This window comes from Nonomuraea terrae (assembly GCF_044465245.1).
Lineage (GTDB): Bacteria > Actinomycetota > Actinomycetes > Streptosporangiales > Streptosporangiaceae > Nonomuraea > Nonomuraea terrae.
Map to the genome: position 1 here is coordinate 956,283 of NZ_JBITLL010000001.1, position 23,718 is coordinate 980,000.

20 protein-coding genes and 1 pseudogene are annotated in these 23,718 nt (G+C 73.5%); 15 read left to right on the forward strand and 6 right to left on the reverse strand.

The genetic code is table 11. The annotated features are described in order from the left end of the window. Positions 1-101 precede the first annotated feature (101 nt). From ACIBP6_RS04550 to ACIBP6_RS04570, 5 genes and pseudogenes are all read left to right on the forward strand, one after another. Positions 102-647, forward strand: a pseudogene (locus ACIBP6_RS04550) (amino acid ABC transporter permease); the annotation flags it as partial. Between the two features lie 171 nt (positions 648-818). Next, entirely contained in the window at positions 819-1,607 is a 789-nt protein-coding gene (locus ACIBP6_RS04555) for an amino acid ABC transporter ATP-binding protein (RefSeq protein WP_397049306.1), read from the forward strand. Between the two features lie 31 nt (positions 1,608-1,638). Next, positions 1,639-2,793 carry an NAD(P)/FAD-dependent oxidoreductase gene (locus tag ACIBP6_RS04560; protein WP_397048703.1) on the forward strand — a complete coding sequence of 385 codons (1,155 nt, stop codon included), beginning with the start codon at positions 1,639-1,641 and terminating at the stop codon, positions 2,791-2,793. A 19-nt stretch (positions 2,794-2,812) separates the two neighbouring features. Then, complete coding sequence (locus ACIBP6_RS04565) at positions 2,813-3,313, forward strand: hypothetical protein (RefSeq protein WP_397048705.1); 501 nt, start codon at positions 2,813-2,815, stop codon at positions 3,311-3,313. Continuing rightward, positions 3,310-3,897, forward strand: a complete 588-nt coding sequence (locus ACIBP6_RS04570; RefSeq protein ID WP_397048707.1) for a hypothetical protein — start codon at positions 3,310-3,312, stop codon at positions 3,895-3,897. The genes ACIBP6_RS04565 and ACIBP6_RS04570 overlap by 4 nt, the downstream gene beginning before the upstream one ends. Here ACIBP6_RS04570 and ACIBP6_RS04575 read toward each other — a convergent pair. Then, the gene (locus ACIBP6_RS04575; protein ID WP_397048709.1) at positions 3,879-4,511 is read right to left on the reverse strand and encodes a transmembrane-type terpene cyclase; all 633 of its coding nucleotides are present in this window, start codon (positions 4,509-4,511) and stop codon (positions 3,879-3,881) included. The two genes, ACIBP6_RS04570 and ACIBP6_RS04575, sit on opposite strands and share 19 nt — an antisense overlap. Before the next feature lie 128 nt (positions 4,512-4,639). Next, positions 4,640-5,254 carry a hypothetical protein gene (locus ACIBP6_RS04580; RefSeq protein ID WP_397048710.1) on the reverse strand — a complete coding sequence of 205 codons (615 nt, stop codon included), beginning with the start codon at positions 5,252-5,254 and terminating at the stop codon, positions 4,640-4,642. An 84-nt stretch (positions 5,255-5,338) separates the two neighbouring features. On the opposite strand from ACIBP6_RS04580, the gene ACIBP6_RS04585 reads away from it, so the two are divergent. Continuing rightward, positions 5,339-7,750 (forward strand): MMPL family transporter, encoded by a 2,412-nt coding sequence (locus ACIBP6_RS04585; RefSeq protein WP_397048712.1) that lies wholly within the window; start codon positions 5,339-5,341, stop codon positions 7,748-7,750. On the opposite strand, the gene ACIBP6_RS04590 is transcribed toward ACIBP6_RS04585, so the two are convergent. Continuing rightward, the gene (locus tag ACIBP6_RS04590) at positions 7,735-9,837 is read right to left on the reverse strand and encodes a polyprenyl synthetase family protein (RefSeq protein ID WP_397048714.1); all 2,103 of its coding nucleotides are present in this window, start codon (positions 9,835-9,837) and stop codon (positions 7,735-7,737) included. The genes ACIBP6_RS04585 and ACIBP6_RS04590 overlap by 16 nt on opposite strands. 194 nt (positions 9,838-10,031) lie before the next feature. Here ACIBP6_RS04590 and ACIBP6_RS04595 point away from each other — a divergent pair, with 194 nt between their 5' ends. From ACIBP6_RS04595 to ACIBP6_RS04605, 3 genes are read left to right on the forward strand one after another with little or no spacing between them, the layout of a single operon-like run. After that, positions 10,032-10,487: a MarR family winged helix-turn-helix transcriptional regulator gene (locus ACIBP6_RS04595; protein WP_397048716.1), complete on the forward strand. Its 456-nt coding sequence runs from the start codon at positions 10,032-10,034 to the stop codon at positions 10,485-10,487. Then, complete coding sequence (locus tag ACIBP6_RS04600) at positions 10,484-11,320, forward strand: ABC transporter ATP-binding protein (RefSeq protein ID WP_397048718.1); 837 nt, start codon at positions 10,484-10,486, stop codon at positions 11,318-11,320. Before ACIBP6_RS04595 ends, ACIBP6_RS04600 begins: the two co-directional genes overlap by 4 nt. Then, positions 11,280-12,125 carry an ABC transporter permease gene (locus ACIBP6_RS04605; protein WP_397048720.1) on the forward strand — a complete coding sequence of 282 codons (846 nt, stop codon included), beginning with the start codon at positions 11,280-11,282 and terminating at the stop codon, positions 12,123-12,125. Before ACIBP6_RS04600 ends, ACIBP6_RS04605 begins: the two co-directional genes overlap by 41 nt. A gap of 57 nt (positions 12,126-12,182) precedes the next feature. On the opposite strand, the gene ACIBP6_RS04610 is transcribed toward ACIBP6_RS04605, so the two are convergent. Then, on the reverse strand, positions 12,183-14,519 hold the full coding sequence (locus ACIBP6_RS04610) for an ExeM/NucH family extracellular endonuclease (protein WP_397048722.1): 2,337 nt from the start codon (positions 14,517-14,519) through the stop codon (positions 12,183-12,185). Positions 14,520-14,704: 185 nt separating this feature from the next. Between ACIBP6_RS04610 and ACIBP6_RS04615 the strand changes: the two genes are divergently transcribed. Continuing rightward, positions 14,705-15,679, forward strand: coding sequence for an alpha/beta fold hydrolase (locus ACIBP6_RS04615; RefSeq protein WP_397048724.1), 975 nt, complete (start codon positions 14,705-14,707; stop codon positions 15,677-15,679). On the opposite strand, the gene ACIBP6_RS04620 is transcribed toward ACIBP6_RS04615, so the two are convergent. Beyond that, entirely contained in the window at positions 15,663-16,607 is a 945-nt protein-coding gene (locus ACIBP6_RS04620) for an oxidoreductase (protein WP_397048726.1), read from the reverse strand. The two genes, ACIBP6_RS04615 and ACIBP6_RS04620, sit on opposite strands and share 17 nt — an antisense overlap. Positions 16,608-16,862: 255 nt before the next feature. Between ACIBP6_RS04620 and ACIBP6_RS04625 the strand changes: the two genes are divergently transcribed. Genes ACIBP6_RS04625 through ACIBP6_RS04640 form a run of 4 tightly spaced genes read left to right on the forward strand, consistent with a single transcriptional unit; the run spans position 16,863 to position 21,392 of the window. Further along, positions 16,863-17,030 (forward strand): hypothetical protein, encoded by a 168-nt coding sequence (locus tag ACIBP6_RS04625; protein WP_165970227.1) that lies wholly within the window; start codon positions 16,863-16,865, stop codon positions 17,028-17,030. After that, the gene (locus ACIBP6_RS04630; protein ID WP_397048728.1) at positions 17,015-18,448 is read left to right on the forward strand and encodes a purine-cytosine permease family protein; all 1,434 of its coding nucleotides are present in this window, start codon (positions 17,015-17,017) and stop codon (positions 18,446-18,448) included. Before ACIBP6_RS04625 ends, ACIBP6_RS04630 begins: the two co-directional genes overlap by 16 nt. After that, positions 18,448-19,557 (forward strand): alcohol dehydrogenase catalytic domain-containing protein, encoded by a 1,110-nt coding sequence (locus ACIBP6_RS04635; protein ID WP_397048730.1) that lies wholly within the window; start codon positions 18,448-18,450, stop codon positions 19,555-19,557. The genes ACIBP6_RS04630 and ACIBP6_RS04635 overlap by 1 nt, the downstream gene beginning before the upstream one ends. Positions 19,558-19,574: 17 nt before the next feature. Then, entirely contained in the window at positions 19,575-21,392 is a 1,818-nt protein-coding gene (locus tag ACIBP6_RS04640; RefSeq protein WP_397048731.1) for a nitrilase-related carbon-nitrogen hydrolase, read from the forward strand. Between the two features lie 26 nt (positions 21,393-21,418). On the opposite strand, the gene ACIBP6_RS04645 is transcribed toward ACIBP6_RS04640, so the two are convergent. Next, positions 21,419-22,153: a GNAT family N-acetyltransferase gene (locus ACIBP6_RS04645; RefSeq protein ID WP_397048733.1), complete on the reverse strand. Its 735-nt coding sequence runs from the start codon at positions 22,151-22,153 to the stop codon at positions 21,419-21,421. A 78-nt stretch (positions 22,154-22,231) separates the two neighbouring features. Here ACIBP6_RS04645 and ACIBP6_RS04650 point away from each other — a divergent pair, with 78 nt between their 5' ends. Next, the gene (locus tag ACIBP6_RS04650) at positions 22,232-23,713 is read left to right on the forward strand and encodes a PucR family transcriptional regulator (RefSeq protein ID WP_397048735.1); all 1,482 of its coding nucleotides are present in this window, start codon (positions 22,232-22,234) and stop codon (positions 23,711-23,713) included. Positions 23,714-23,718: the final 5 nt, after the last annotated feature.

Here is a 23,718-nt window from a genome sequence, read left to right on the forward strand (position 1 = left end):
GGCACAACCCCAACCTCGACCTGGCGACGATCCGGCAGTACCTGTTCGCGCCCTCGATCATGCACGGCCTCGCCGTCACGATCGAGCTGACCGTCATCGCGATGGTCGCCGGCCTCGTCGGTGGCGTGCTGCTCGCGCTGATGCGGCTGTCGGCCAACCCGGTGCTGTCGGCGGTCGCCTGGGGCTACATCTGGTTCTTCCGCGGCACGCCGCTGCTGGTCCAGATCATCTTCTGGGGGTTCCTGGGCGCGCTCTACCCGAACCTCTTCCTCGGGATCCCGCTGACCGGTGTCGTCTTCGGGTCCGTGCCCACGAGCGCGGTCATCGGGGCGGCGACCGCGGCCGTGCTGGCGCTGGCCACGAACGAGGCGGCCTACTGCGCCGAGCTCGTACGCGCGGCGATCATCTCGGTCGACTCGGGGCAGCGCGAGGCGGCCCAGTCGCTCGGCATGCCCTCGGGCAAGCGCATGAGGTTCGTCATCCTGCCGCAGGCCATGCGGGTGCTGATCCCGATGCTCGGCAACGAGGTCATCTCGATGCTCAAGATGACCTCGCTGGTGTCGGTCATCTCCGGGCTGGACCTGATGACCAGCGTCCAGCAGATCTACCAGCAGAACTTCAAGATCATGCCGCTGCTGGTCGTGGCGTCGTTGTGGTACCTGCTGCTGACCTCGCTGCTGACGGTCGGCCAGCACTACGTCGAACGGTACTTCGGCCGCGGATTCGGCAGCCGGCACACCGCCGCCGCGGAGCGGCGCATGGCCCGCCGGGCGGCGAACCGGGCGAAGGCCAGGCCGGTCGCGGCGTCCGCCGAGGACATGCCGGAGCCCGCCCGTCCCGACGGCGAGCCGATGGTGCGGGCCGAGCAGGTGTGGAAGTGGTTCGGCGCCACCGACGTGCTCAAGGGCGTCGACATCGCCGTCCACCCGCGGCAGACGCTCGTCCTGCTCGGGCCGTCCGGCAGCGGCAAGTCGACCCTGCTGCGCTGCGTCAACGCCCTGGAGCGGATCGACTCCGGCGTGCTGGAGGTGGACGGCGCGCGGGTCGGGCTGCGCGAGCACGACGGCCGGCTGCACGAGCTGACCGAGCGCGAGCTGTGCCGGCAGCGGGTGCGCATCGGCATGGTGTTCCAGCGCTTCAACCTGTTCCCGCACATGACGGCCATCGAGAACGTCATGCTCGGCCCGCGGCGCGTGCTCGGCCTGTCCCGCGCGCAGGCCGAGGCGGAGGCCGAGCAGCTGCTGACCCGGGTCGGCCTGCGCGACAAGCTCGACGCCTACCCGGGGCAGCTGTCCGGAGGCCAGCAGCAGCGGGTGGCCATCGCGCGTGCCCTGGCGATGAAGCCGCACCTGATGTTGTTCGACGAGCCGACCTCGGCACTCGACCCCGAGCTGGTGGGCGAGGTGCTCGACGTCATGAAGGACCTGGCCAGGCGCGGCATGACCATGATCGTGGCCACCCACGAGATCGGGTTCGCCAAGGAGGTCGCCGACAACGTCGCCATGCTCGACGGCGGCGTGATCATCGAGTCAGGTCCGCCCGCCGAATGCCTGGTGGACCCGAAGGAGGAGCGCACCAGGGCGTTCCTGTCCAAGGTCCTCGCGTAATCCCTTTTCTGGTCATTGGAGGTCGTCAGCAGTGCCCGAGGTCATCATCGTCGGCGCCGGCGTCATGGGAGCGTCCACCGCGTTCCATCTCGCCGAACGGGGCGCGCGTTCCGTCACCGTCGTGGACGCGCGCCGCGCCGGCGAGGGGATGAGCAGCCGCTCGTCCGCGCTCGTCCGGATGCACTACACGTTCGAGCCAGAAGTGCGCCTGGCGGTCGACAGCCTCGCCTACTTCCGCGACTGGCCGGAACGGGTCGGGCGGCCCCCGGTCTTCCGCGCGTGCGAATTCGTGCGGATCGTGAGCCCCGGCGAGGCCGACCTGCTGCGCAAGAACGTCGAGATGCAGCGGGCGTGCGGCGCGGAGGCCGAGGTCATCACGGCCGACGACCTACGGAAGCTGGAGCCGGGGTGGTATGCCGGCGACGTGGTGGCCGCCGCCTACGAGCCGCGCGCCGGTTACGGCGACGGCGCCGTCGTGGCGGGCGACTTCCTGTCGCGGGCGCGGGAGCTGGGCGTCGCCTACCGGCCCAACACGCCCGTCCGCGGCCTGCTCCACGACGGGGGCCGGGTGCGCGGCGTGCTCACCGACGAGGGCGAGCTGACGGCCGACCTCGTCATCCTGGCGACCGGGGTGTGGACCAGGCCGCTGGTCGCCGCGCTGGGCGTGGACCTGCCGATCGAGGCCGAGTACCACGAGGTCGTCGTCATGCGGGACGGTCCGGACGGACCGCTCGCCCGTACGGCGTGCATCGACTCGGTCACCGGCACCTATTTCCGCCCCGAGGGCGGCGGGCTGCTGCTGGGCGAGTTCGTCGGCCCGCGCGACGGGATCGACCCCGACGACTTCCCTCAGAACCCCGGCGAGCCGAGCGTGATGGCGATGGTCGAGCGGGCCGCGCACCGGATCCCGGCGCTCGCCGAGGCCGGCATCGCCCGCGGCGTGACCGGCATCTACGACATGTCGCCCGACGCGCGGCCGTTGCTGGGCCCGGTCGCCGGTATCGACGGGCTGATCGTCGCGGCGGGCTTCTCCGGCATGGGCTTCAAGATCTGCCCGGCGGTCGGCCGTGCGCTCGCCGAGATGGCCCTGGGCGAGCCGCAGACGGTGGACGTCTCCGCCTTCACCCCGAACCGCTTCGCCGAAGGCAGACCGATCACCCCGCCGTACGGCTACACCGACGACTGAATCCTGATATATCCGATCAATGCCTTTGTTGCCCGAAGAGAGTCAGTGGGAGCTGCTGACCGCCGCAGGCCTGCGGAACGACTTCCAGGCCGCGTGGATCGAGGGCGACGACCGCGACGCGATCGCCGCCGAGCTCCACGTCGACCCCACCACGACACTCGAGTGCGACCTGACCACCGCGCTGCGCTGGATGGGTGTGGGCTCGCCCACCCCCATCCTGTGGGTGGGCCCGCACGCACCCGGCTGGACGTTCGCGCTGTCGCTCTCCTGGGACGGGGCCGACTTCGGCGTGCTGGACCGGCGGGTCTTCGACTTCTGTTACGCGCGTGAGCTGGACGAGTTCTACGGCGTGCCGGGCGTCTACGGCGAGGAGGGGCTCGACGACCTGTACCTCAACGACGACCAGGGAGACGAGAGCGACCTCGACCCCCACCTGGTCGCCGTCGGCCGGCTCACCGGCCGGTTCGTCGACCGCGCCTGGCTCGCCGAACGGCGCACCCTGTGCCGGGTGGCCTCATGACCGGCCAGTGGGCCCTGCTGGAAGAGCGCGGGTTCGGCGAGATGTTCGCCGGCACCTGGATCGAGGGCGACGACCACGACGAGATCGCCCGCCTCCTGGGCGCCGACCCGGAGCGGGCCGTCGCCTGCGGGCTCGGCGAGGCGATGCGGGAGTACGAGCCGTTCGCGTTCAGGGAGGCCGTCTGGCTCGGCGCGCACGCCCCCGGCTGGACGCACGCCATCACCATCGCGGGGCCGCGCCTGCGCACCGACCTGCTGGGCGGCCGCAGGTTCGTGCAGGTGGTGTGGGACGCCGGCGGCCTGGGCGTACACGATCTGTACTACTCGGACGGCGTCACGGCCGGGCAGCACAGCCCGGTCCGCATCGCCGACCCCGGCTGGCCCTTCCACGAGTACGCCGACGGCCTCGTGCCGAGCGGCCGGGGTCTGGCCGACGTGTTCACCGCCGGAGTCTCGGCCACCGCCACGGGCAGCCTCGGGCTGTGGCTGGAGAACTGGCTCGTCCTGGCGGGCCGTGTCTCGGGACGGCTCATGGACGAGGAGTACTTCGACGCCACACGGAGGCTCTACGACATCCCGCTCTGAAGGCGCCGGCTCGTCGAACGGGCGTGCCGGAGCAGGCCGGCATAGAGCAGGTCGAGGACGGTGCAGAGCAGGCCGAGGCCGAGGGCGAACGACGAGCCGAAGACCACCCCGAACAGGAATGTGGGCGCCAGCGTGCCGATCCACTTCGCGACGGCGATCAGCGGGGACTGGCCGCGCGTCCCGCGCCGCGCCCAGAACATCGCGATGAACAGCGCGGACATGAGCAGGTTCTGCAGGAACGCGGCGTACACCGCCGCGTCCTGCCAGCCGAACTCGGCGACGAACAGCCACTGCACGACGTAGGAGGCGGTGAAGGTCAGCACGGCCAGCCCGGCGAACATCCCGCGGCCCAGCCCCGGGAACTCGGCCCGGCCGAAGCGGCAGAACGTGACGATGATGCCGACGTCCAGCAGCGCCCAGACGAGGTTGACGACCGTCTGCGGGTCGGCACCGGCGACGAGCCCGTGCACGCCGTACATGGACTCCCAGGCGAAGTTGAGCGCCAACGCGGCCAGCGGCATCGCGTACGTGCGCTCGCGCAGGCCCACCCGGATGCATTGCACATAGACCACGGTCCAGGCCAGACCGCTCACCATCGCCAGGAGCAGCACCATGGCCGCCTCCGTTTCCCCCGCCGCCATTCCCCCAAAGCGGCACAAACGTAGCGTAAAGCGAAATTGACTCAACGCCGGGGGCTCCCCGCACGAGGGGTGCGGCCATGCCCGCACCCCTCGTGGGCCGCTCAGGCGAAGGTGAGCTTGCCCGAGCCGGTCAGCGTGGTGAAGCCGGCGGGAGTCGTGCAGTCGCGCAGGTCGGAGGTCATGGTGGCGGTGCCGCTGAAGCTCTGGCCGTTGAACCGGCCGGCGGTGACCGTGCCCTTGAGCAGGCTGTCGGCGAGCGTGGCGCTGCCCTTGTGCTCGGCGGCGAGCGTGGAGGTGGACAGGACCTTGCCCTGGGCGTCGCGCCAGGTGACGGTGCCGGTGGCGCGCAGGTCGGCGAGGCTGCGGCAGCTGGCGGTGGCCTGACCGCTCAGCTCCATCCGGCCGGAGGCGATGTTGGGCGCCTTGCCGTTGGGCGAGGAGCAGTTCTCTAGGAGGATGACCCCCTTGCCCTTGGTGAGCTGCGGCGTGGCGTCGCGCAGGGGCGGCGTGAAGGCGACGGGATTGTTGGGGGCCGTGCGCACGGAGCAGGTCAGCGCGTCGGTGGGGGCTGCGGCCGCCGCCGGCCTGGTCTGGGCCACCGCGGGTGTCGCCGTCCGGGCCGAGCCCGTGGCCGCCAGGAGCGGCGCCGCGCAACCGGCGGCCACGACGGCGATGGCGATCCTGCGGGCCCGGCCGAGACGCAGCTGGTGGATCATGAAGCCTCCTTGGGTTACATGCAGTCATTCATTGACTACTCTTTGTAACACGCTTTCCCCGACAGTCACCAGGAGGCGGCCACCATGGCGGTGTCCTCACGCGCGTCCGCCGACGGGTCCCCCGTCCTGCCCGGAGGGCCGCGCCGCCCGTCCGTCTGGTGGCGGCTCGGCCACGCGGCGGCGCGCCGGCACCGCGCGGTCCTCGCCGCGTGGCTGGTGCTCGTGGCCGGGTCGTTCGTCCTGGTCCCGGGTCTGGTCGAGCGGGCCACCGCGCCCGACGTCCGGGTCGAGGGGTCCGACTCCACCGCGGGGGCGCGGGTGCTGGAGCGGGGCTTCCCCCGGCTGGGCGCCGAGCAGATGATGATGGTCTTCGCCTCCACCACGCTCTCCGACGCCGACGAGCCGTACCAGCGCGCCATGAGCGACGCCGCGCGGGCGGTGGCGGGCCGGCCGATGGTGGGCGGTGTCGACCTGCTGCCACCTGTGCCGGGCCAGGACCGGCGGCGCGCGTACGCGATCGTGGGGGTGAACGGCGGGCCGCGGGAGCGTCAGGAGGCGGTGCCCGTGCTGCTGCGCGCCGCCGGCGACGCCGCGAGCCGGGCGTCCGGCGGGCGCGTGCGCGTCCACCTGGTGGGGGAGAGCGCCATGGTGGCCGAGGTCAAGCGCACCGACCTGGCCGACCTGCGGCGCGCCGAGCTGTTCGCCGTCCCGCTGGCCCTGCTGGCGCTGCTGGTCGGCCTGCGGTCGGCCGGCGCCGCCGTGACGGTGCTGCTGGTCGCCGGCACGGTCCCGGTCACCGCCCTCGGCGCGCTGGCGGCGGCGAGCGCGCTCGGTACGGGCGTCAACACGTTCATGCTGGCCGTGGCGGCCACCGTCGGGCTGGGGCTCGGCCTCGACTACGCGCTGCTGATCCTCCTGCGCTACCGCCAGTCCAGGGCCGCGGGCCACGATCGGCCCGAGGCCGCCGCCCTCGCCGTGAGCACGGCGGGACGCACCGCGGGCTGGTGCGCGCTCGGCGTCGCGCTGACGGCGGCGGCGCTGATGGTGGTGCGCACCCCGCTGATCCGCACCATGGCGGCGGGGGTGAGCCTGTCAGCGGTGATCGCCGCGGCGGTGGCCGTGACGCTGCTGCCCGCCGCCGTCGTGGCCGCCGACCGCTGGCTGCACCGTGGCCACCGCTCAGTCGCGACGACCGGCTCCGACGGTCTGTTGCGCCGCCGCCCCGCCGCGACGACCCGCTCGGGTGGGCTGCATCGCCGCCACCGCCTCGCCGCGGTGGCCGGTCCGGGAGGACTGCACCGCCGCAAGCACGCCGATGCGACGGCCGGCGCCGGCGGACCGGGCGGCCGTCCAGCATGCCGGGACCATCCTGCCGCGGCGGGTGGTCCCGGCATGCTGGACGGCCGCGTCGACCTCGACGCGGTGGACGGGCACGGTTCGGAGGACGGGTGGGGGCGGTGGGCGCGGCATCTCATGCGGCACCCGGTCGCGTACACGCTGGTCTGCGCGGGGGTGCTGCTCGGGGCGGCGGCGCCGGTGACGGGGCTGCGGCTGGGCTTCGACCTGGACCGGCCCTCGATCGCGGAGACCGACTTCGGGCGGGGCCTCGCGCACATGGAGGCCGACCGGGTCTCCTCGGCGCTGGCCGTGGTGCTGCCGCATCCGGCGGGCACGCCGCCGGTCGACACCGCCGCCCTCGTCACGGCCCTCCAGCGGGATCCCGGGGTGGCGCTCGTCCTGCCCTCGGACAACGGCCGCGACACGACCGTCGTGCTCGTCCTCATCCGTACGCACATCGACGAGCAGGCCACCACGGAGCTGGCCCGGCAGATCACCCGGCAGTTCGTCCCCGCGTCGCTGCCGCCCGGCCAGCGGGCCTACGTGACGGGGCCCAACGTGATCTTCTCCGACCTCATGGAGGAGACCACCGTTCAGCTCGGCACGGTGATCCCGCTGGTGCTGGGCTGCTCGCTGCTCTTCCTCCTGGTGACCTTCCGCAGCGTCCTGCTGCCGCTCAAGGCCGTCCTGATGAACGCGCTGGCCGTCACCGCCGCGTTCGGCCTGCTCACCCTGGCCACCCGCCACCTGCCGCAGCTGGTCGGCGACGAGGTCAACACGCTGATCCCGCTGCTGGCGTTCACGCTGGTGTTCGGCCTGTCGATCGACTACGAGATCTTCCTCATCCACCGCATCGCCGAGCACCACCACGCCCACGGCGACAACGAGGCCGCCGTCGTCCACGGCCTGCGCCACACCGCCCGCCCCATCACCGTGGCCGCCGCCGTCATGGTCGTCACCTTCGCCGCGCTGCTCACCGCCGACCGCCACCACCTGGTGCAGCTCGGGCTCACCGTCGCCGTCGCGATCGTCCTCGACGCGACCGTCATCCGGCTGGCGCTCGTCCCCGCGCTGATGCGGATCCTCGGCGCCCGCAACTGGTGGCTGCCCGCCTCGCTCGCCCGCCTCCTGCCGGCCGCCGGTCACTCGTCCAGGTGACGCCGCGCGGCGTAGAGGCCGAGCGCGCGGATCATGACGGTGTGGTGGTTGACGGGCAGGAGCGCCTGGAGGGGCGCCCATGCCTCGTCCACGGCGCGGCGGGCGTCCTCCAGGGCGGCCGCGACGGCGCCGCAGTCGTCCAGGGCTCCGGCGACCGCCGCCGCGGCGGCGGGATCGGCGTTCCCCGCGCGGACGATCCCCCAGATGTCCCGCATGCGGGGCCGGGGCAGCCGGGCGACCGCCAGGGCCAGGGGATAGGTGACCTTGCCCTCCCTGATGTCCTCGCCGGGCAGCCTGGCCACGCGGGAGCCCGGATCGCCAGGAGCGGCCAGCACGGCGCGCAGGTCCGCGATGTCGTCGGTGATCTGGTACGCCAGCCCCACGGCCTCGAAGTACGCGCTGATCCGGCGCAGCAGCTCGTCCTCGGCGCCGGCGAGGATCGCGCCGAACTCGCCGACGCCGCGTACCACTCCGCCGGTCTTGAGGCGGTGTGTGGTCCGCACCCGCTCCAGCACGGTGGCCGCGTCTCCCGTGGCGACGGCGGCGTCCATGGCGTCGTGGTGGCCGAGGATGTCGAGCGCCTGGCCGGCGTGGTTGCGGCGCATGCCGTCGAGGTAGGCCTGGTAGAGGCGGAGCCGCCGGTCCGGATCGTCCGGCAGCAGGTGGCGTACGACCTGGTCGAAGACGAGGTACGCGTGCGTCCCGGTGTTGATGGCGGTGGCCTGGCCGAACACCTGGTGCACGGCGGGCCGCCCGCGGCGCACCGGCGCGTTGTCCTCCACGTCGTCGACCATGAGGCTGGCCGTGTGCATCAGCTCGGCGAGCGCCAGCAGCGCACGGTACGGCTCGCTGCTGACGCCCTGCATCTCCATCGCGGCGACCGCGGCGTAGCTGCGCCAGCCCTTGCCCATGGCGTCGGCCAGGTGCCGGACCGGCGCCACCAGCGCGCGGTGCAGCGGCTCGGTGACGACCTCGACGGGCCAGCCGGAGGCGGGGGCGAGCCCGGCCAGCGCGGTGATCGCCGCTTGGTCGGGCGCGTCGGGATACAGGCGTACGACCTCGGCGTGGGTGAGCTCACGCAGGCGTTCCATGTGGTCTTCGAAGTCGGTGATCCGGTTGACCGGGAGGACCTCCAGCCGGCCGTCGCCGCGTACCGGCTCGCCGTGCAGCTCGCCCTCGGCGGCCGCGGCGGCCTCCAGGACGGCGCCCAGCCGGAAGACGGTCTGCCGTTCCTGCTCGGGGAAGCAGGCGGCGACCCGGAGCGACAGGCCGGGGGCCTCGATCCGCCAGACGGTCGGATACGCGTTCAGGGTCCGGGCCGACGTCCAGCGCGCGCCCGGCGCCAGGTGAGCGGGGGCCTCGTGACGGGAGCCGTCCGGCGCGACCAGCACCACGGAGGCGGGCCGCCGGGGGGTTCGCGCGGCCACCACGTCCCAGCCGTTGTCCAGGTGCAGGGCGATCCACGTCCGGCGGTCGTCGGCCGCGTCGGCGGCGCGCTGGTACAGGGCCAGGCCGGTCATCGGCACGGGCGCCTGCCCGGGCCGGCGCCACGTGGCCTCCGCCGCCAGCCGGGGCACCAGCTCCACGTCCGGGCCCGCGCCCCGGACGGCCGGCTTGAGCGCGCGCAGCCGCAGCTCCCAGGTCTCGTCGTCGCCGCGCACGACGACGTGGTGACCGCCCTCGGCCGGCGCGGACAGCTCGGCGACGCCGCCGAAGTCGAGCTCCAGCCGATCGGCCGCCACGGCCGCCCGGCCGGGCAGCGGCAGGTCCGGGGCGATCGGCCGCCCGCCGGAGCACGCCTCCCTGACCGCCTCGCCGACGTGGGGGTCCCACCCCGTGGCGGCGTCGAGGCGGACCAGCTCCACCGCGCCGCCGTCGCTCCACGTCCGTGCCCGATAAGCCGCACGACCGGGGACGCTCACCGACCAGCCGCACGCGTGGGCGGCGCGGTGAGCGAGGAACGTGAGCATCACCCGGTGTTCCTCGCCGCGCCCGTCGCGCAGGCAGGCGGCGATGCGCCACTCCTCGTGACCGCGGTCCGCCTCGACGGGCCCGCTCTCCACCTCGGTAGTCGGCTCAGGCGTCACTGCGGCGGCTCCTTGTCGGCGACGGTAGGCGATCGGGTGATCGCGGACTGTCATGATGGCGGATCCGGTGCCGAGCGGCCACCGGGTCGGGAGGGTTCGTACGTCCGCCTCCTCGGCCCGCGTGAGCTGCGGAATCGTGGCCGCCGTCGAGGGTGCCTTCCGGATATGTCGTAAGCAGAGCTAATATTTTTGGCATGAACATGGCGGATCTGCCCGACGCCCTGGCCGGCGTCATGGCCGGGATCAACCGGCTGATCCGGCGCAGGCTGCGACAGGAGGCGCCCGAACCGCGGTTGCGCGGCGCCCAGGTGGAGCTGCTGCGGCTGGTCGCCGACAACCCCGGGGTCAGCGTCTCGGCCGCGGCCAAGGAGCTCTACCTGGCCGGCAACTCGGTCTCCACGCTCGTCAACCAGCTCACCGACGCCGGGCTGCTGCGCCGCGAGACGCGCAGCGACGACCGCCGCTCGGCCCGGCTGCTGCCCACGCCGGAGGGCGAGGCGCGGCTGCTCGCCTGGCGCGAGCGGCGTACGGCGGTTTTCCGCGAGCTCGTGGACCGGCTCGGCGAAGACGACCGCGCGGCGCTGGTGGCCGCGCTCCCGGCACTGCGCAGGCTCGCCGACGGCCTGCGGGAGGAGGTGACTTCAGCGTGACGGACGACACGCCGCCGACGGCGGACGCGGTCACGTGCACCGGGCTGACCTACGCGTTCGGCGGCTCCAAGGCCGTCGACGGGCTCGACCTGGCGGTCGCGTCCGGCGAGGTGTTCGGCCTGCTGGGGCCCAACGGCGCCGGCAAGACCACCGCGATCCGCTGCGTGACCACGCTGCTGCCCGTCCCGGCCGGCATGGTCCGGGTCTTCGGGCATGACGTGGCCGCCAACCGGATGGCGGTGCGCCGCCTGCTCGGCTACGTGCCCCAGCAGCTGTCGGCGGACGGCAACCTGACCGGCCGCGAGAACGTCGCGTTGTTCGCACGCGTCTTCGACGTGCCGCGCAAGGAGCGCGCCCCCCGTGTCGCCGAGGCGCTGGAGGCGGTCGGGCTGGCCGAGGCCGCCGACCGCATGGCCGGCACGTACTCCGGCGGCATGATCCGCCGGCTGGAGCTGGCTCAGGCGCTGGTCAGCTCGCCGCGTCTGCTGATCCTGGACGAGCCGACGATCGGGCTCGACCCCATCGCCCGCACCGGCGTGTGGGAGCAGATCATGGCGGTGCGCGCCGCCAGCGGGATGACCGTCCTGGTCACCACGCACTACATGGACGAGGCCGACCAGTACTGCGACCGGGTGGCGCTCATGCACAAGGGCCAGGTGCGCGCGCTCGGCACGCCGGGGCAGCTCACCGACGAGCTGCGCGACCGCCGTGGCGACGGCTCGTCCCCGACGCTGGAGGACGTCTTCCGCGACGTCGCCGGCAGCGGTCTCGACGAAGGAGGGGAGTTCCGCGATGTCCGCCGCACCCGCCGCACCGCCTCCCGCGTCGGCTGAGGGCCGCGGGCTGCTGCTCACCCCGCCGCGCTCCCGGCCGGCCTGGCGGCTCGTCCCGGCCAGGGTCGCCGCGATGTGCGTGGTGGAGCTGCAGAAGCTCCGTCACGACCGCACCGAGCTGTACACCCGCGCGATCCAGCCCGCCCTGTGGCTGGTGATCTTCGGGGAGACGTTCAACCGCATCAACGTGATCCCGACGGGCGGCATCCCGTACCGGGACTATCTGGCGCCCGGGATCATCGCCCAGTCGACGATGTTCATCGCCATCTTCTACGGCATCCACATCATCTGGGAACGCGACTCGGGTGTGCTGACCAAGCTCCTGGTCACGCCGACCCCGAGGGCCGCGCTGGTGGCCGGCAAGGCGTTCGCCGCCGGGGTGAAGGCGATCGTGCAGGCCTTCGTCGTGCTGGTCATCGCCGCGCTGCTGGGCGTGACCCTGAGCTGGAACCCGCTGCGCCTGCTCGGCATGATCGTGGTCGTGGTGCTCGGCTCGGCGTTCTTCGCCTGCCTGTCGGTGACGATCGCCGGGATCGCCCGCACCCGCGACCGGCTGATGGGCATCGGGCAGGCCATCACCATGCCGCTGTTCTTCGCCTCCAACGCGCTCTACCCGACCGCGTCCATGCCGGACTGGCTGCGGGTCATCAGCGCGATCAACCCGCTCAGCTACGAGGTGGACGCGCTGCGCGGGCTGCTGCTCGGCACCCCCGCCAACCTGCCGCTGGACTTCGCGGTCCTGGTCGTGGCCGCGGCGCTGGGCATCACGGCGGCCTCGGCGCTGCTCGGGCGGCTGGCCCGCTGAGCGGCGGCCGCGGGCCATGGCGGTCACCATGGCCCGCGGGCTCCTTCAGCGGCTCCTTCAGAGGTCGAGCCCGATCAGCAGCGGGTCGTGGTCGGAGGAACGGTAGGGGCCGGGCCCGTACAGGTACGGCGGGTTGAACTCGGTGTTGTAGTCCATGAACCGGCCCTCGTCGGCGTTGATGTGCCAGATCGTCGCGCCGGTCACCCGCTTGGCCAGCTTCCTGTCGGCAAGGACGTGGTCCAGCTCGCCCGACAGGCCCTCGAAGACGTAGCTGTAGCGGTCCTTCGCGGGGACGAACTCCTTGCTGAGGCTGGTCAGCCCGCCGCGCTCGAAGGCGTGGATCGGGTCCTCCTCGCCGTAGGCGTTGATGTCGCCGACGACGAGCGCGTTCTTCAGCCTGAGGCTGTCGATCAGGTCGAGCACCGCCTCGGCCTGCTTGACGCGCTTGGCGTTGTAGCAGCTCTGGCCGTCGCCCTGGTCGGCGTCGGCGCCGGTGGCGGGGCCGTCGGCGTCGGTGCAGCCCTTCGACTTGAAGTGGTTGACCAGGATGGTGAAGCTCTTGCCGCCCTTCCTGCCCGCCTTGCGGAACGTCTGCACCAGCGGCGGCCGGTTGAAGATCGGGTCGGACGACGAGCGCGCCGCGCCGACCGGGGTGAGCTTGGCCGGCTTGTAGATCAGCGCGGTCTGGATGGCGTCGGTGCCCGGGTTCGGGTGGGTGATCCCCTTGTACGTGCCCGCGCCGGCCTTGGCGTTCAACGCCTCGACCAGGGCGTTCAGCGCCACGTCGGCGTTGCGCTCGACCTCCATCAGACCGGCGGCGTCCGGGTCGAGCGCGAGGATGGTGGAGACGAGCTTGGCGAGCTGGCGGTCGCGCTCCGCGGCCGTGGTCGCGCCGCGCGAGTCGAGCGTGGTGAACCAGTTGAGCGTGTTGAGGCTCGCCACCCGCACGTCGCCGCCGACCTTGCGGGGCGCGGCCGGGCGCGGGTTCTCCGCCTCGAAGACGACCGGCCGGGTGGGCTCGACGCGGTAGACGTCGAAGCCGTAGGTCAGCACGCCGGTCAGGTCCTCGACCTCGTCGCCGAGCCGCACGGTCTCCGACCCTTCGGAGTGGTACGGCAGCCGCGCCGGGTTCTGCACGCCGGAGCCGTCGTCGAGCAGGATCGAGCGCCGCGCGTCCTGCTCGGCGTCGACGCCCTCGCGGTCGGTCGGCTGCCACAGCCGGCCGCCCTCGGCGAGCAGGATCTCGCCGAACCGGCCGAGGTTGTAGATCTCCGAGGCGGCCAGGTCGTCCTTGAACGTGACCAGCATGTTCTCGTAACGCTCGAACGTGACGCCCCTGTCGAGCGGCAGGTCCAGCACGGTCGGCCTGACGGAGCCGGAGCCGCAGACGTCGACCGCGGTGGCGGGCGAGATCTCGGTCAGGCCGTTGAACTCGATCGCCTTGCCGGAGACGAGCACCCGGTCACCGGTCTTCACCGGCGCGGACGAGAACACGAACAGGCCCTCGGAGGTCGCCGGGTCGCCGTCCGGTGCGGCGCTTTGCAGGTAGAAGCCGCTGAGCTGGCCGTTCGCCTGGAAGTCGCCGGTGACGACGCCCTCGACGCGGACGTCCTGGCCGGCGGCCGGGCTGTTGTCGCCGGCGCCCTGCACCTGCGCGATGGTGTGCGTGGCCGGGGTGTCGCACGTGGGAGTGGGCGTGGGCGTGGGGCTCGGGGTCGGCTCCTCGCCGCCTTCGCAGGGGGCCGCCGGGGTGGCGCTGTTGCGCGGGGCCGGGGCGGCGGCCTCGAAGTCGGCGGCGTTGTCGTTGGTGTCGGCGCAGCCGCCGTTCCTGCGGATCGCGGCGGTGGTGTTGCTGAGGCCGGGCGCGGCGCCGCCCTCGGAGAAGTTCGCGGCGCCGAACCCGATCAGGTCGGCGACGAGCGCGAGCTGCTCCGGCGTGCAGGCGGTGGTGGAGCCGTTGCAGGCCAGGCCGTCGGCGGAGCGGACGAGGGCCATCTTGCCCGCCGTGGCGCTGAGGTTGATGCCGCCGGTGGTGTCGGGCGCGGGCAGCGGCGTGCCCGGGTTGGCGCCCGCCGCGAGCTGGACCAGGTGGTAGCGGCCCGGGGCCAGGGTGCCGGAGAGGCTCGTCTTGTTGGCGGCGAAGTTTCCGGTGCCGGTGGCACTCGTGTACTGCACCGACCAGCCGTCCAGCGAGACCGGGGCGCCGCTGCGGTTGAAGAGCTCGACGTAGTCGTTGGCGAGGGGGGCGCCGGAGTTTCCGCCGCCCCCGTACACCTGGCTGATGACTACCGTGCCCGCCGCGGCGGCGGCGGGGGCAGAGGGGAGGGCCGCGATCGAGCCGGCGGTGACGCCGGCGGTGACGAGGATCGCGAGTGCCCGGGGCATTGCACGCATTGCCCGAGAGTAAAGGGAGGGTCATCCCAATTTGCTAGCAACTTGGTTGATGTCCTGTGAATTCGTGATGTCTGACTTTTGCGAGAGCGCGTAGGGGCTTTGCCGAAACGGCAAAGCGATTACCCGGATCCCCGGATCCCGCGCCATCGTGGAGTCGCGAGCTTCGGCGAGGAGAAGGAGGACTCATGTCGCGGGCAATCCACCGGCTGGTGCCGTCCCCGGCGGGCCGGATCCATCTGGTCGAGCAGGGCGAAGGGCCGCTGGTGCTGCTGGTGCACGGGTTCCCCGAGTCCTGGTACTCCTGGCGCCACCAGCTCCCCGCGCTGGCCGGCGCCGGATACCGGGCGGTGGCCGTGGACGTGCGCGGATACGGCCGTTCGTCCAAGCCGGACGCGGTGGCCGCCTACCGGATGCTGGAACTGGTCGAGGACAACGTCGCCGTGGTGCGCGCCCTCGGCGAGGAGACGGCGGTCGTCGTCGGCCACGACTGGGGCTCGGCCATCGCCGCCGACAGCGCCCTCGTCCGGCCGGACGTCTTCACCGCCGTCGCGCTGCTGAGCGTCCCCTACGCCCCGCGCGGCGGTCCCCGGCCCAGCGAGACGCTCGCCCGGATGGGCGGCGACGAGGAGTTCTACGTCGGCTACTTCCAGGAGCCCGGCCGGGCCGAGGCCGAGATCGAGCCGGACGTCCGCGGCTGGCTGGCCGGCATCTACGCCGCGCTGTCGGCCGACACCATGCCGGGCCCCGACCGGCCCGACCCCCATTTCGTGGCCCCGGGCGGCACGCTGCGCGACCGGTTCCCCGCCGCCCCCCTGCCGTCCTGGCTGAGCGAGGACGACCTCGACGTCTACGCCGCCGAGTTCGAGCGCACCGGCATGAGCACGGCGCTGCACCGCTACCGCAACATGGACCGCGACTGGGAGGACCTCGCCCCCTGGGACGCCGCCCCCATCGTGCAGCCGTCGCTGTTCATCGGCGGCGCCCTGGACGCCTCCACCACCTGGCTGTCCGCCGCGATCGACGCCTACCCCACCACCCTGCCGGGCCTGGTCTCCTCCCACCTCCTGGACGGCTGCGGCCACTGGGTCCAGCAGGAACGCGCCGACGAGGTCAACCGGCTGCTGACCGGCTGGCTCGACGGCCTCACGCCTGGCGCATGACGCTCTCGTACGTGACGCCGGTGAGGCGCTCCGAGACCTCCCACAGCCGCTGCGCCGTGACGGTGTCGCGCAGGGCGCGGTCACGGGTGCGGAGCGTGGGCGAGCCGTACATCTGGATCGGCCCGTCGGCGACGACGTAGCTGCCGCCGGGCAGGTCCGGCACGGTGGCCGCGTACAGGGAGGTCTGCGCGCCTTCCGGGGTGGGACGGAAGGCGACGCGCAGGACCAGCGGCGTGATCGTCCGGTAGAGCCACCCCTTGGCGGCGTGCGGGCCGCCGGTGAGGATGTTGGAGCGGGTGAGCGTCGGAGCGGCGGCCATGCTGCGCAGCCTCAGCCCCGCGGCGTCCGCCCGGCGCTGGAGTTCGAGCGCGAAGTAGAGGGTGGCCCGCTTGGCCAGCGCGTACGTGAACATCGGTGAGTAGCGGCGCTCGGCGTTGAGGTTGTCCAGGTCGAAGCGGGCGAAGCGCTCCGCCAGGCTGCTGACGCCGACCACCCGCGGATCGGGCGCGGCGAGCAGATGGGGCAGCAGCAGGCCGGTCAGCGCGAACGGGCCGAGGTGGTTGACCGCCATCTGCGACTCGAACCCGTCCTCGGTCACGGCGTACGGCACCATCGAGATCCCGGCGTTGTTGACCAGCAGGTCGAGCCGGCCGAGGTCCCAGCCGGCGGCGAACTCCCTGATGGAGGCCAGGCTGGCCAGATCCACCCGGCGCAGCTCGAGGTCGGCGCCGGGGATCTCCTCCTTCATGCGTTCGAGCGCGGCCCGGCCGCGTTCCGGATCACGGCAGGCCAGCACGACGCGGGCGCCGCGGCGGGCCAGCTCGCCGGCGGTGACGTAACCGATGCCGCTGTTGGCGCCGGTCACCACCACGAGCCGGCCGGACTGGTCAGGGATGGCGTCGAAGGTCCACGAAGGGGTGTTTCGCATGTTGTGCCACCTGGGGGGTGCGGTTTGACCGTGTATCGCAACGTTCGGTTGGGATGTTGGGATACTGTCAGCGGCCCGCGATCTTGGCAATGGCCGGCAAACCCGCCACCGCGCGGCGGCGAACAGCGGAAACACAGTGCGAACAATGCCTGGACCTGCGCTTACCGTTTGTTGCACACCGGCTACGAGCGGCGGCTGTGCCTCGCTCCGGCACCCCCTCGGACCGCCGTCCCCCGCCCGGTGTGAGGAGGACGCATGGACGTACAGGATCCCGCGGTGCGCGCCGAGCTGGAACGGCGGTTGCGCGCGCTGGAGGAGGACGAGGCGGGTGACCCCGCACACGCCCCGCTGTCGCCCACCGAGCTGTGGGTGTTCGCGGCCGTCGTCGTGGTGCTCACGCTGATCGGATGGGTGATGGCGTGATGGCCGTCGAAGAGGACGTCAGACGCGAGGCCACGTTCGGCTCGCTGCCCGTGCTGCGCTCCGAGCGGGTGTGGAACTTCACCGACTTCAGCTGGGTCAACGTCGGCCTGGCCATCGCCACCTGGGCCTTCCTCGTCGGCGGCTCCACAGCCTCGCTGGTGGGCTTCCAGCAGGGCCTCGCCGCGATGATCATCGGCAACGCCCTCGGCGTGGGCATCATGCTGCTGGCCAGTGTCGTGTCGAGCCAGCGGTACGGCGTCGAGCAGTACACCCTGCTGCGCAGCGCCTTCGGCTTCGGCGGGGTCGCGCTGCTGGTGTTCACCGTGGTGCTGTTCACCGAGATGGGCTGGTCGGCGCTGCTCGGCGTGATGTTCGGCCGGGCCGCCACACAGGTGTCCAACCAGGTGCTCGGCACCGACATCGGGCCGGACGCGCTCCCCGTGACCCTGCTCGCCCTGGTGGCCATCGCCGTCGCCTGGGTGATCCTGGCCAAGGGTCCGCTCACGATGCGGCTGCTGAACCGGGTCGTCGCCCCCGGCCTGGCCGTGCTCACCGTGGGCATGATCGCGCTGCTGCTGACGCGTACCTCCTGGTCGGACCTGCTGGCCGCCCCGCCGCTGGCCCCGTTCCCCGACGACGCCCTCAACTTCGCCCTGGCCGTCGAGTTCAACCTCGGCGTGGGCCTGTCCTGGTGGCCCGTCATGGGCAGCCTCGCCCGGCTGACCGACCGGCCGCGCAGCGCCCTGTGGCCCGGATACATCGGGCTGTTCGGCGCCACGATCGTGGCCCAGGTGGTCGGCATGGCCGCGGCGCTGACGCTGGGCGACTCCGACCCGACCGTCTGGATGGTCCCGCTCGGCGGCAAGTGGCTCGGCGTGCTCGCGCTCGTGTTCATCGCCTTCGCCAACCTGACGAGCCTGTCCTCGATCGTCTACTCGACGTGCCTGGCGCTGCGGCAGGCGGGCGGCAACCTGCTGGCGAAGGTGCGCTGGGAGTGGCTCACCGCCGGGTTCTTCGTGCTGCCGGCCGTGGTCAGCTTCTGGCCCAGCCTGCTGTACGACGGCTTCCTCGTCTTCGTCACCTGGAGCGGGGCGTTCCTGGCGGCCATCTCCGGCACGGTCATCGCCGACTACTTCGTGCTGCGCCGCCAGCGCATCGACCTGCGCGGCCTGTACGCCCACGGCGCGGCCAGCCCGTACCACTTCACCGGGGGGTTCAACCTGGCGGGTCTGATCTCCACCGGCCTGGGAGCGGTCGCGTACGTCTGGCTGTACAACCCGCAGACCCTGGCCACCGAGCCCGCGTTCGCCGTGCTCACCGCGTCGGTGCCCGCCGTGGTGGTGGCCGCACTCACCCACCTGCTGCTCACCCGCGTGCTCAACCGGGGACGCGGCGGCTACGACGACAGGAGAGCGTGATGCCCCGTACCGCCCTCGCCGCCGTCCACGACGGCCACGGCGACCGGCTGACCGTCCGCGAGATCCAGGTCGCCGACCCCGGCCCCGGCGAGGTGCTGGTGCGCATCGCCGCCTCCGGCGTGTGCGGCTCCGACCGGCACGTGCTCGACGGCGAGTGGAGCCTGCCCACGCCGACCGTGATGGGACACGAGGGCGCCGGCGTCGTCGAGCAGGTCGGCGCCGGCGTGACCGACGTCGCCCCCGGCGACACCGTGATCCTCTCCTGGTACTACCCGTGCCGCCGCTGCCGCGCCTGCGCCGCCGGCAAGGCGTGGGCCTGCACCGGCACCCGCTCCAACGAGTGCCTGCTGCCCGACGGCACCACCCGGCTGCGCGACGCCGCCGGCGTCGTCTACCCCTACCTCGCCGTCGGCACGATGAGCGAGTACGCCGTCGTGCCCGAGTCGGCCGCCGTCCGCATCCCCGCCGACGTGCCGATGGACGTGGCCAGCCTGATCGGCTGCTCGATCACCACCGGCGTCGGCGCCGTGGTCAACAACGCCCGGGTGCCCGCCGGGGCGTCCGCCGTCGTCGTCGGCTGCGGCGGCGTCGGCCTCGCCGTCGTCATGGGGCTCGCCCTGGCCGGCGCGTACCCGATCGTCGCGATCGACACCGCCGAGGAGAAGCTCGCCGCCGCCCGCTCCTTCGGCGCCACCCACACCGTACGGGCCCGCGGGGACGCCGCCCAGGTGGCGGCCGAGGTCGCGGAGCTCACCTCCGGCGGCGCCGACTACGCCTTCGAGGTCATCGGCCGGACCGAGACCATCGAGTCGTTGCCGTCGCTGCTGACGACCGCAGGCGTGGGCGTGCTCGTCGGGCTGCCGCCGCAGGGCGCCAAGGCGGCCATCGACGTGCTGGAGCTGGCCGAGTCGGGCAAGACGCTCATCGGCTCCAACTACGGCGGCGCCGTGCCGAGCCTCGACTTCCCCCGGCTCGCCGCCCTGTATCTGGCCGGCCGCCTGCCGCTCGACTCGCTCATCTCGCACCGCGTACGCCTCGACGAGGTGAACGAGGCGTTCGACGCGATGCGGGCGGGCACCCGTACGAGGAGCGTCATCGTTTTCGAATGATCCCGTGGAGCGCGCGCATGAACTCTTCCGCCGAGGCCGTCACCGTCGGCGTCGTCCAGCTCGTCTCGGCGCACGGCGACGTGCCCGCCAACCTCGACGCCATCGAGGAGCTGGCCGCGCGGGCGGCGGCCGGCGGCGCGCGGGTCGTGGTCACGCCTGAGCTGGCGCTCACCGGCTACCTGTGGCCGGACGAGGACGCGGTGCGCGGCCTGGCCGAGCCGGTGGACGGCCCCGCCGTCCGCCGCCTGTCCCGGCTGTGCCGCGCGACCGGGGCCTGGCTCGTGCTCGGCATGCCGGAGCTGGACACCCGGGTCGGCACCCTGCACAACACGTGCGTGCTCATCGGGCCGGACGGTCCCGTGGGCGCGTACCGCAAGGCGCACCCCTTCGTCGCCGACCCCTTGTGGGCGGCCGACGGGCATGTGCCGCCGCCCGTGTGGGACACCCCGGCGGGGCGTTGCGTCCCGCTGATCTGCGCCGACATGGACCACCCCGAGTCCGCCCGGTACGCCGCCCTGAGCGGGGCGGACTGGATCGCGCTGCCCACCGCCTGGGTGGACGAGCCCGGACCGAGCGCCACGTGGCGGCTGCGCGCCTGGGAGAACGGCCTGCCCGTCGTGGCCGCCGACCAGGCCGGGGCCGAGACGATGAACGGGCGGCGCGTGCAGTTCAGCGGCGGCAGCTGCGTCGTCGACCACACCGGCGCCGTACTCGCCGCCCTCGATGCCGGCCCCGGCGTCGTGACCGCCGAGCTCGACCTCGCCTCCGCCCGCGACCGCCGCCACCGCCTGCTCGCCGCCCGCCGCCCCGCCGAGTACCGCCCCCTGTCCCGCACCACGACCTGGCCCAGGGAATCCCGCCACATCCTCACCGGCGACTCCGCCGGCTCGGACGTCACGATCGCCGTCTACACCCCGGCCATCGCGGGCGGTACGGACGTCCGAGACGGCGCGGGTCTCCCGCCGTCGCCTCCAGCCGGGACCCGGCTCGTGGTGCTGCCCGCCTTCCACCTGACCCGCGGCGTGCCCGACCCGGCTCAGGCCCGCGCCGTGCTGGACGGTCTGTCGGCCTGGTGCGCGCGGCACGCCTGCGAGGCGGTCACCGCCCTGGCCCTGCCGTCTCGCCATTTCGAGCCGGAGGTCGTCGCGGTGCCGGGCGTCGCCTCGGACGCGGGCGTGGCGGCCGCGGTGGGTGCCGGTGGGGCGCGGTACGCCGTCGTCCTGGTCGGGGGCGAAGGGGTGATCGCCCGCCGGGACGTCACCCATCTGGGCCCGCACGCGTCGTGGGCGGAGCCGGGTGAGGAACCGCCGCGGACCGTTCGGCGGCCGTGGGGGACGCTGGCTCTGCTGGCGGGCGAGGAGGTGGCGCCGTTCGAGCCGTCGCGGGTTGCGGCGGTGGAGGGCGCCGACGTGATCGCCGTGCCGGCCGCGTTGTCGTGGCCGTTCCCCGTGCCCTTCGACGGCACTCAGGTGCCGCTCGAACCGGAGGAGCTGCGCCGTCCCGACCCCGCCTTCGCCCATCCCGCGCGACTGCGGGCGGGCGACTCCCACGTGTGGGTGGCCCTGGCCAACGCCGGCCCGGTGCCCGGCGGCGTGTTCGCCCCCGATCACGTGGCGGTGCCGCGCCGGGAGGTCCTCGCCACCGAGCCGGGCTGGACCTCGCTGTCCTGCCCGCTGAGCGGCCCCGACGACATGGGCGCGGTCTGCGCGGCGAAACCCCAGCTGGCCCGCCGGCGCGCCGACCTGTTCACCGCGGCCCTCCTCGCCCCGGTGACCCTCCTCCCGGAAAGCCCGGCGATCGGGACCGGCGCGCGCCACAGCCCGGTGACGGGCTGACGCCCGGCGACGCAGCCGGGCTCCGGTCAGAACGACAGCAGGTCGAAGGTGCCCGCGGTGCGGAAGCCGATGCGGTGGTAGAGCGATTCGGCGACGGAGGTGGAGGTGAGCGCGGCGGTGCGCACGCCGCGCTCGCGGGCCAGGTAGAGCGCGGCGGTCGTCAGGGCGGCGGCGACGCCGCGGCGGCGCTGCTCGGGCTGGGTGCCGACGAAGTAGAGGGTGAGCAGGTCGTGGCTCAGCCAGGCCACCGTGGTGCCGGCGAGCACGCCGTCGTCGAGGCGGGCGGCCAGCCTGATCACCGTGCCGCCCGCGGAGAACGCCCTCTCCCGCTCGATCGCGGCGGCGACGCCGGCCGGGCTGATTCCGGACACCCGGCCGTAGGCGGGGACGAATTCCGACAGGTCGGTGGTCTCCGTGATGCGCAGCCCGGCAGGCATGGGCGCGTACGCCGCCCGGTCCGTCGCCACGGTCATGATCGGCATGCGGGCGAGGCGGACGGCGCCGAGGGACAGCAGGGCGTCCGCGGTGCCGGCGTCGCTGTCCGGGCCGGCCCACCAGATCCGCGGCACGCCGTCGAGGCGGTCACGAGCCTCGGCGAGCGCGTCCCGCGGGGCACGCCCGCTCACGCGCAGCACGCCGTTGAGCGGCGCGTGCGGCACCTCGCTGCGGTAGATCGGCAGATCGTCGCTCGCGGGCGCGCCGACGTTCCAGCCGACGAGATACGCGCGGTGCGCCGCGAGCACCGTGTCGAGCGATTCCACCCGACGATGGTAGGGGGACGCGTACCAAGGCGTGATGGCGGGCGGTGCGGGCTCGCGGTGTCAGGGAACGGTGAAGGCATGGCGGTGACGCTCAGGCAACTGGTGGCCGACGCGCGGCTGGGGCTGCGGGTGGTGTTCGGGCACGAAGGGCTCGATCACCCGGTGCGGTGGGTGGCGGTGTCCGAGCTGCCGGATCCCGGGCCCTGGCTGGGCGGCGCCGAGCTCCTGCTGACCAGCGGCATGTGGCTGCGGGACGAGCCCGACAGGGCGGCGGCGGCCGAGCGGTGGGCCGACCGGCTGGCCGCCGCCCAGGCCAGGGCGGTCGGGTTCGGGCTCGACCCGTGGTTCACCGAGATCCCCGCCGAGGTGGTCGCCGCCACCCGCCGCCACCGGCTCACCCTCCTGGAGGTGCCGGTACGCACGCCGTTCGTGGCCGTGGACCGTGCGGTCGCCGACCTGAACGCCGCCGAGGCGCGCAAGGAGGCCGAGCAGGCCAGGAGAGTGCAGCAGCGGCTCGCGGAGGCGGGGCGCGCCGGACGCCAGGCGGTCATCGACCGGCTGGCCCGCGAGCTGCGCGGATGGGTGGCCGTCCTGGACGCCGGGCACGCGGTGACCCTGCGCGCGCCCCATGACGCGGGCCCGTCCGGAGCGGCGCTCGCCGCCCTGGCCCGGCGCGCCGACCGCCAGTCGCTGCACATGCTCCAGGACGAGCTGGACGGCGTGCCGGTGACCGCCGTACCGCTCGGCCCGGCCAGGGAACGGCGCGGCACGCTCTGCGTCGGCGCGGGCATGGTGGCGGAGCGGCCGAACTGGACGGCCGGCATCGTCGGCACCGCCGCGGCGCTGCTCACCGTGCTGGAGCGGGGCGGAGAGCGGGAGCTGCGCGGCGTGGTGGGGAACCTGCTCGCCGAGGGCGACGTGCGCGCGGCGGCCAGGGTGGCGGCGATCGTCGAGCTTCCGCTGCCGTCCGAGATGATCGCCGTGGCGCTGACCGGGCCGGGACACCGCCAGGCCACGGCCCGGATCGTCGCCGCCGGAGGCTGGCCCGCCTCCCGCGACCCGGCGGTGGTGCTGGCGACGCCCGGCTTCGGCGAGGAGCGGCTGCCCGGCCTGCTGGGGAGCGCGCGTGCCGGGGTGTCATCGCCGAGGCCGCCCGAGCAGGCGGTGGCCGGGATCAGGGAGGCACTCCTCGCCGCCGGTCTGACCAGGCCGGATCGTCCCGTGGTGCGCTACGCCGACACGCCCGCCATGGAGCTGGACCGCCTGCTCTCCTCGTCCGGCGCCGTCCGCTTCGCCGACGCGCTGCTCGCCCCGGTGAACGCGGCGCCGGACGCCGCCGCCCTGCTGACGGCGGCCAGGGCGTGGGTGGCGGCCAACTACCGCTGGGACCCCGCGGCCGCCGCCGCCGGGGTGCACCGGGAGACGATCCGCGCCCGTCTGAACCGCCTCGCCGCCCTGGCCAGCCTGAACCTCGACACCCCGGGCGACCGCCTCGCCCTGTCCCTGGCCCTCAGCGTCCTGCCCACCACCACCTACCAGGTGACGCCGCCCCAGGGATAGGGTCG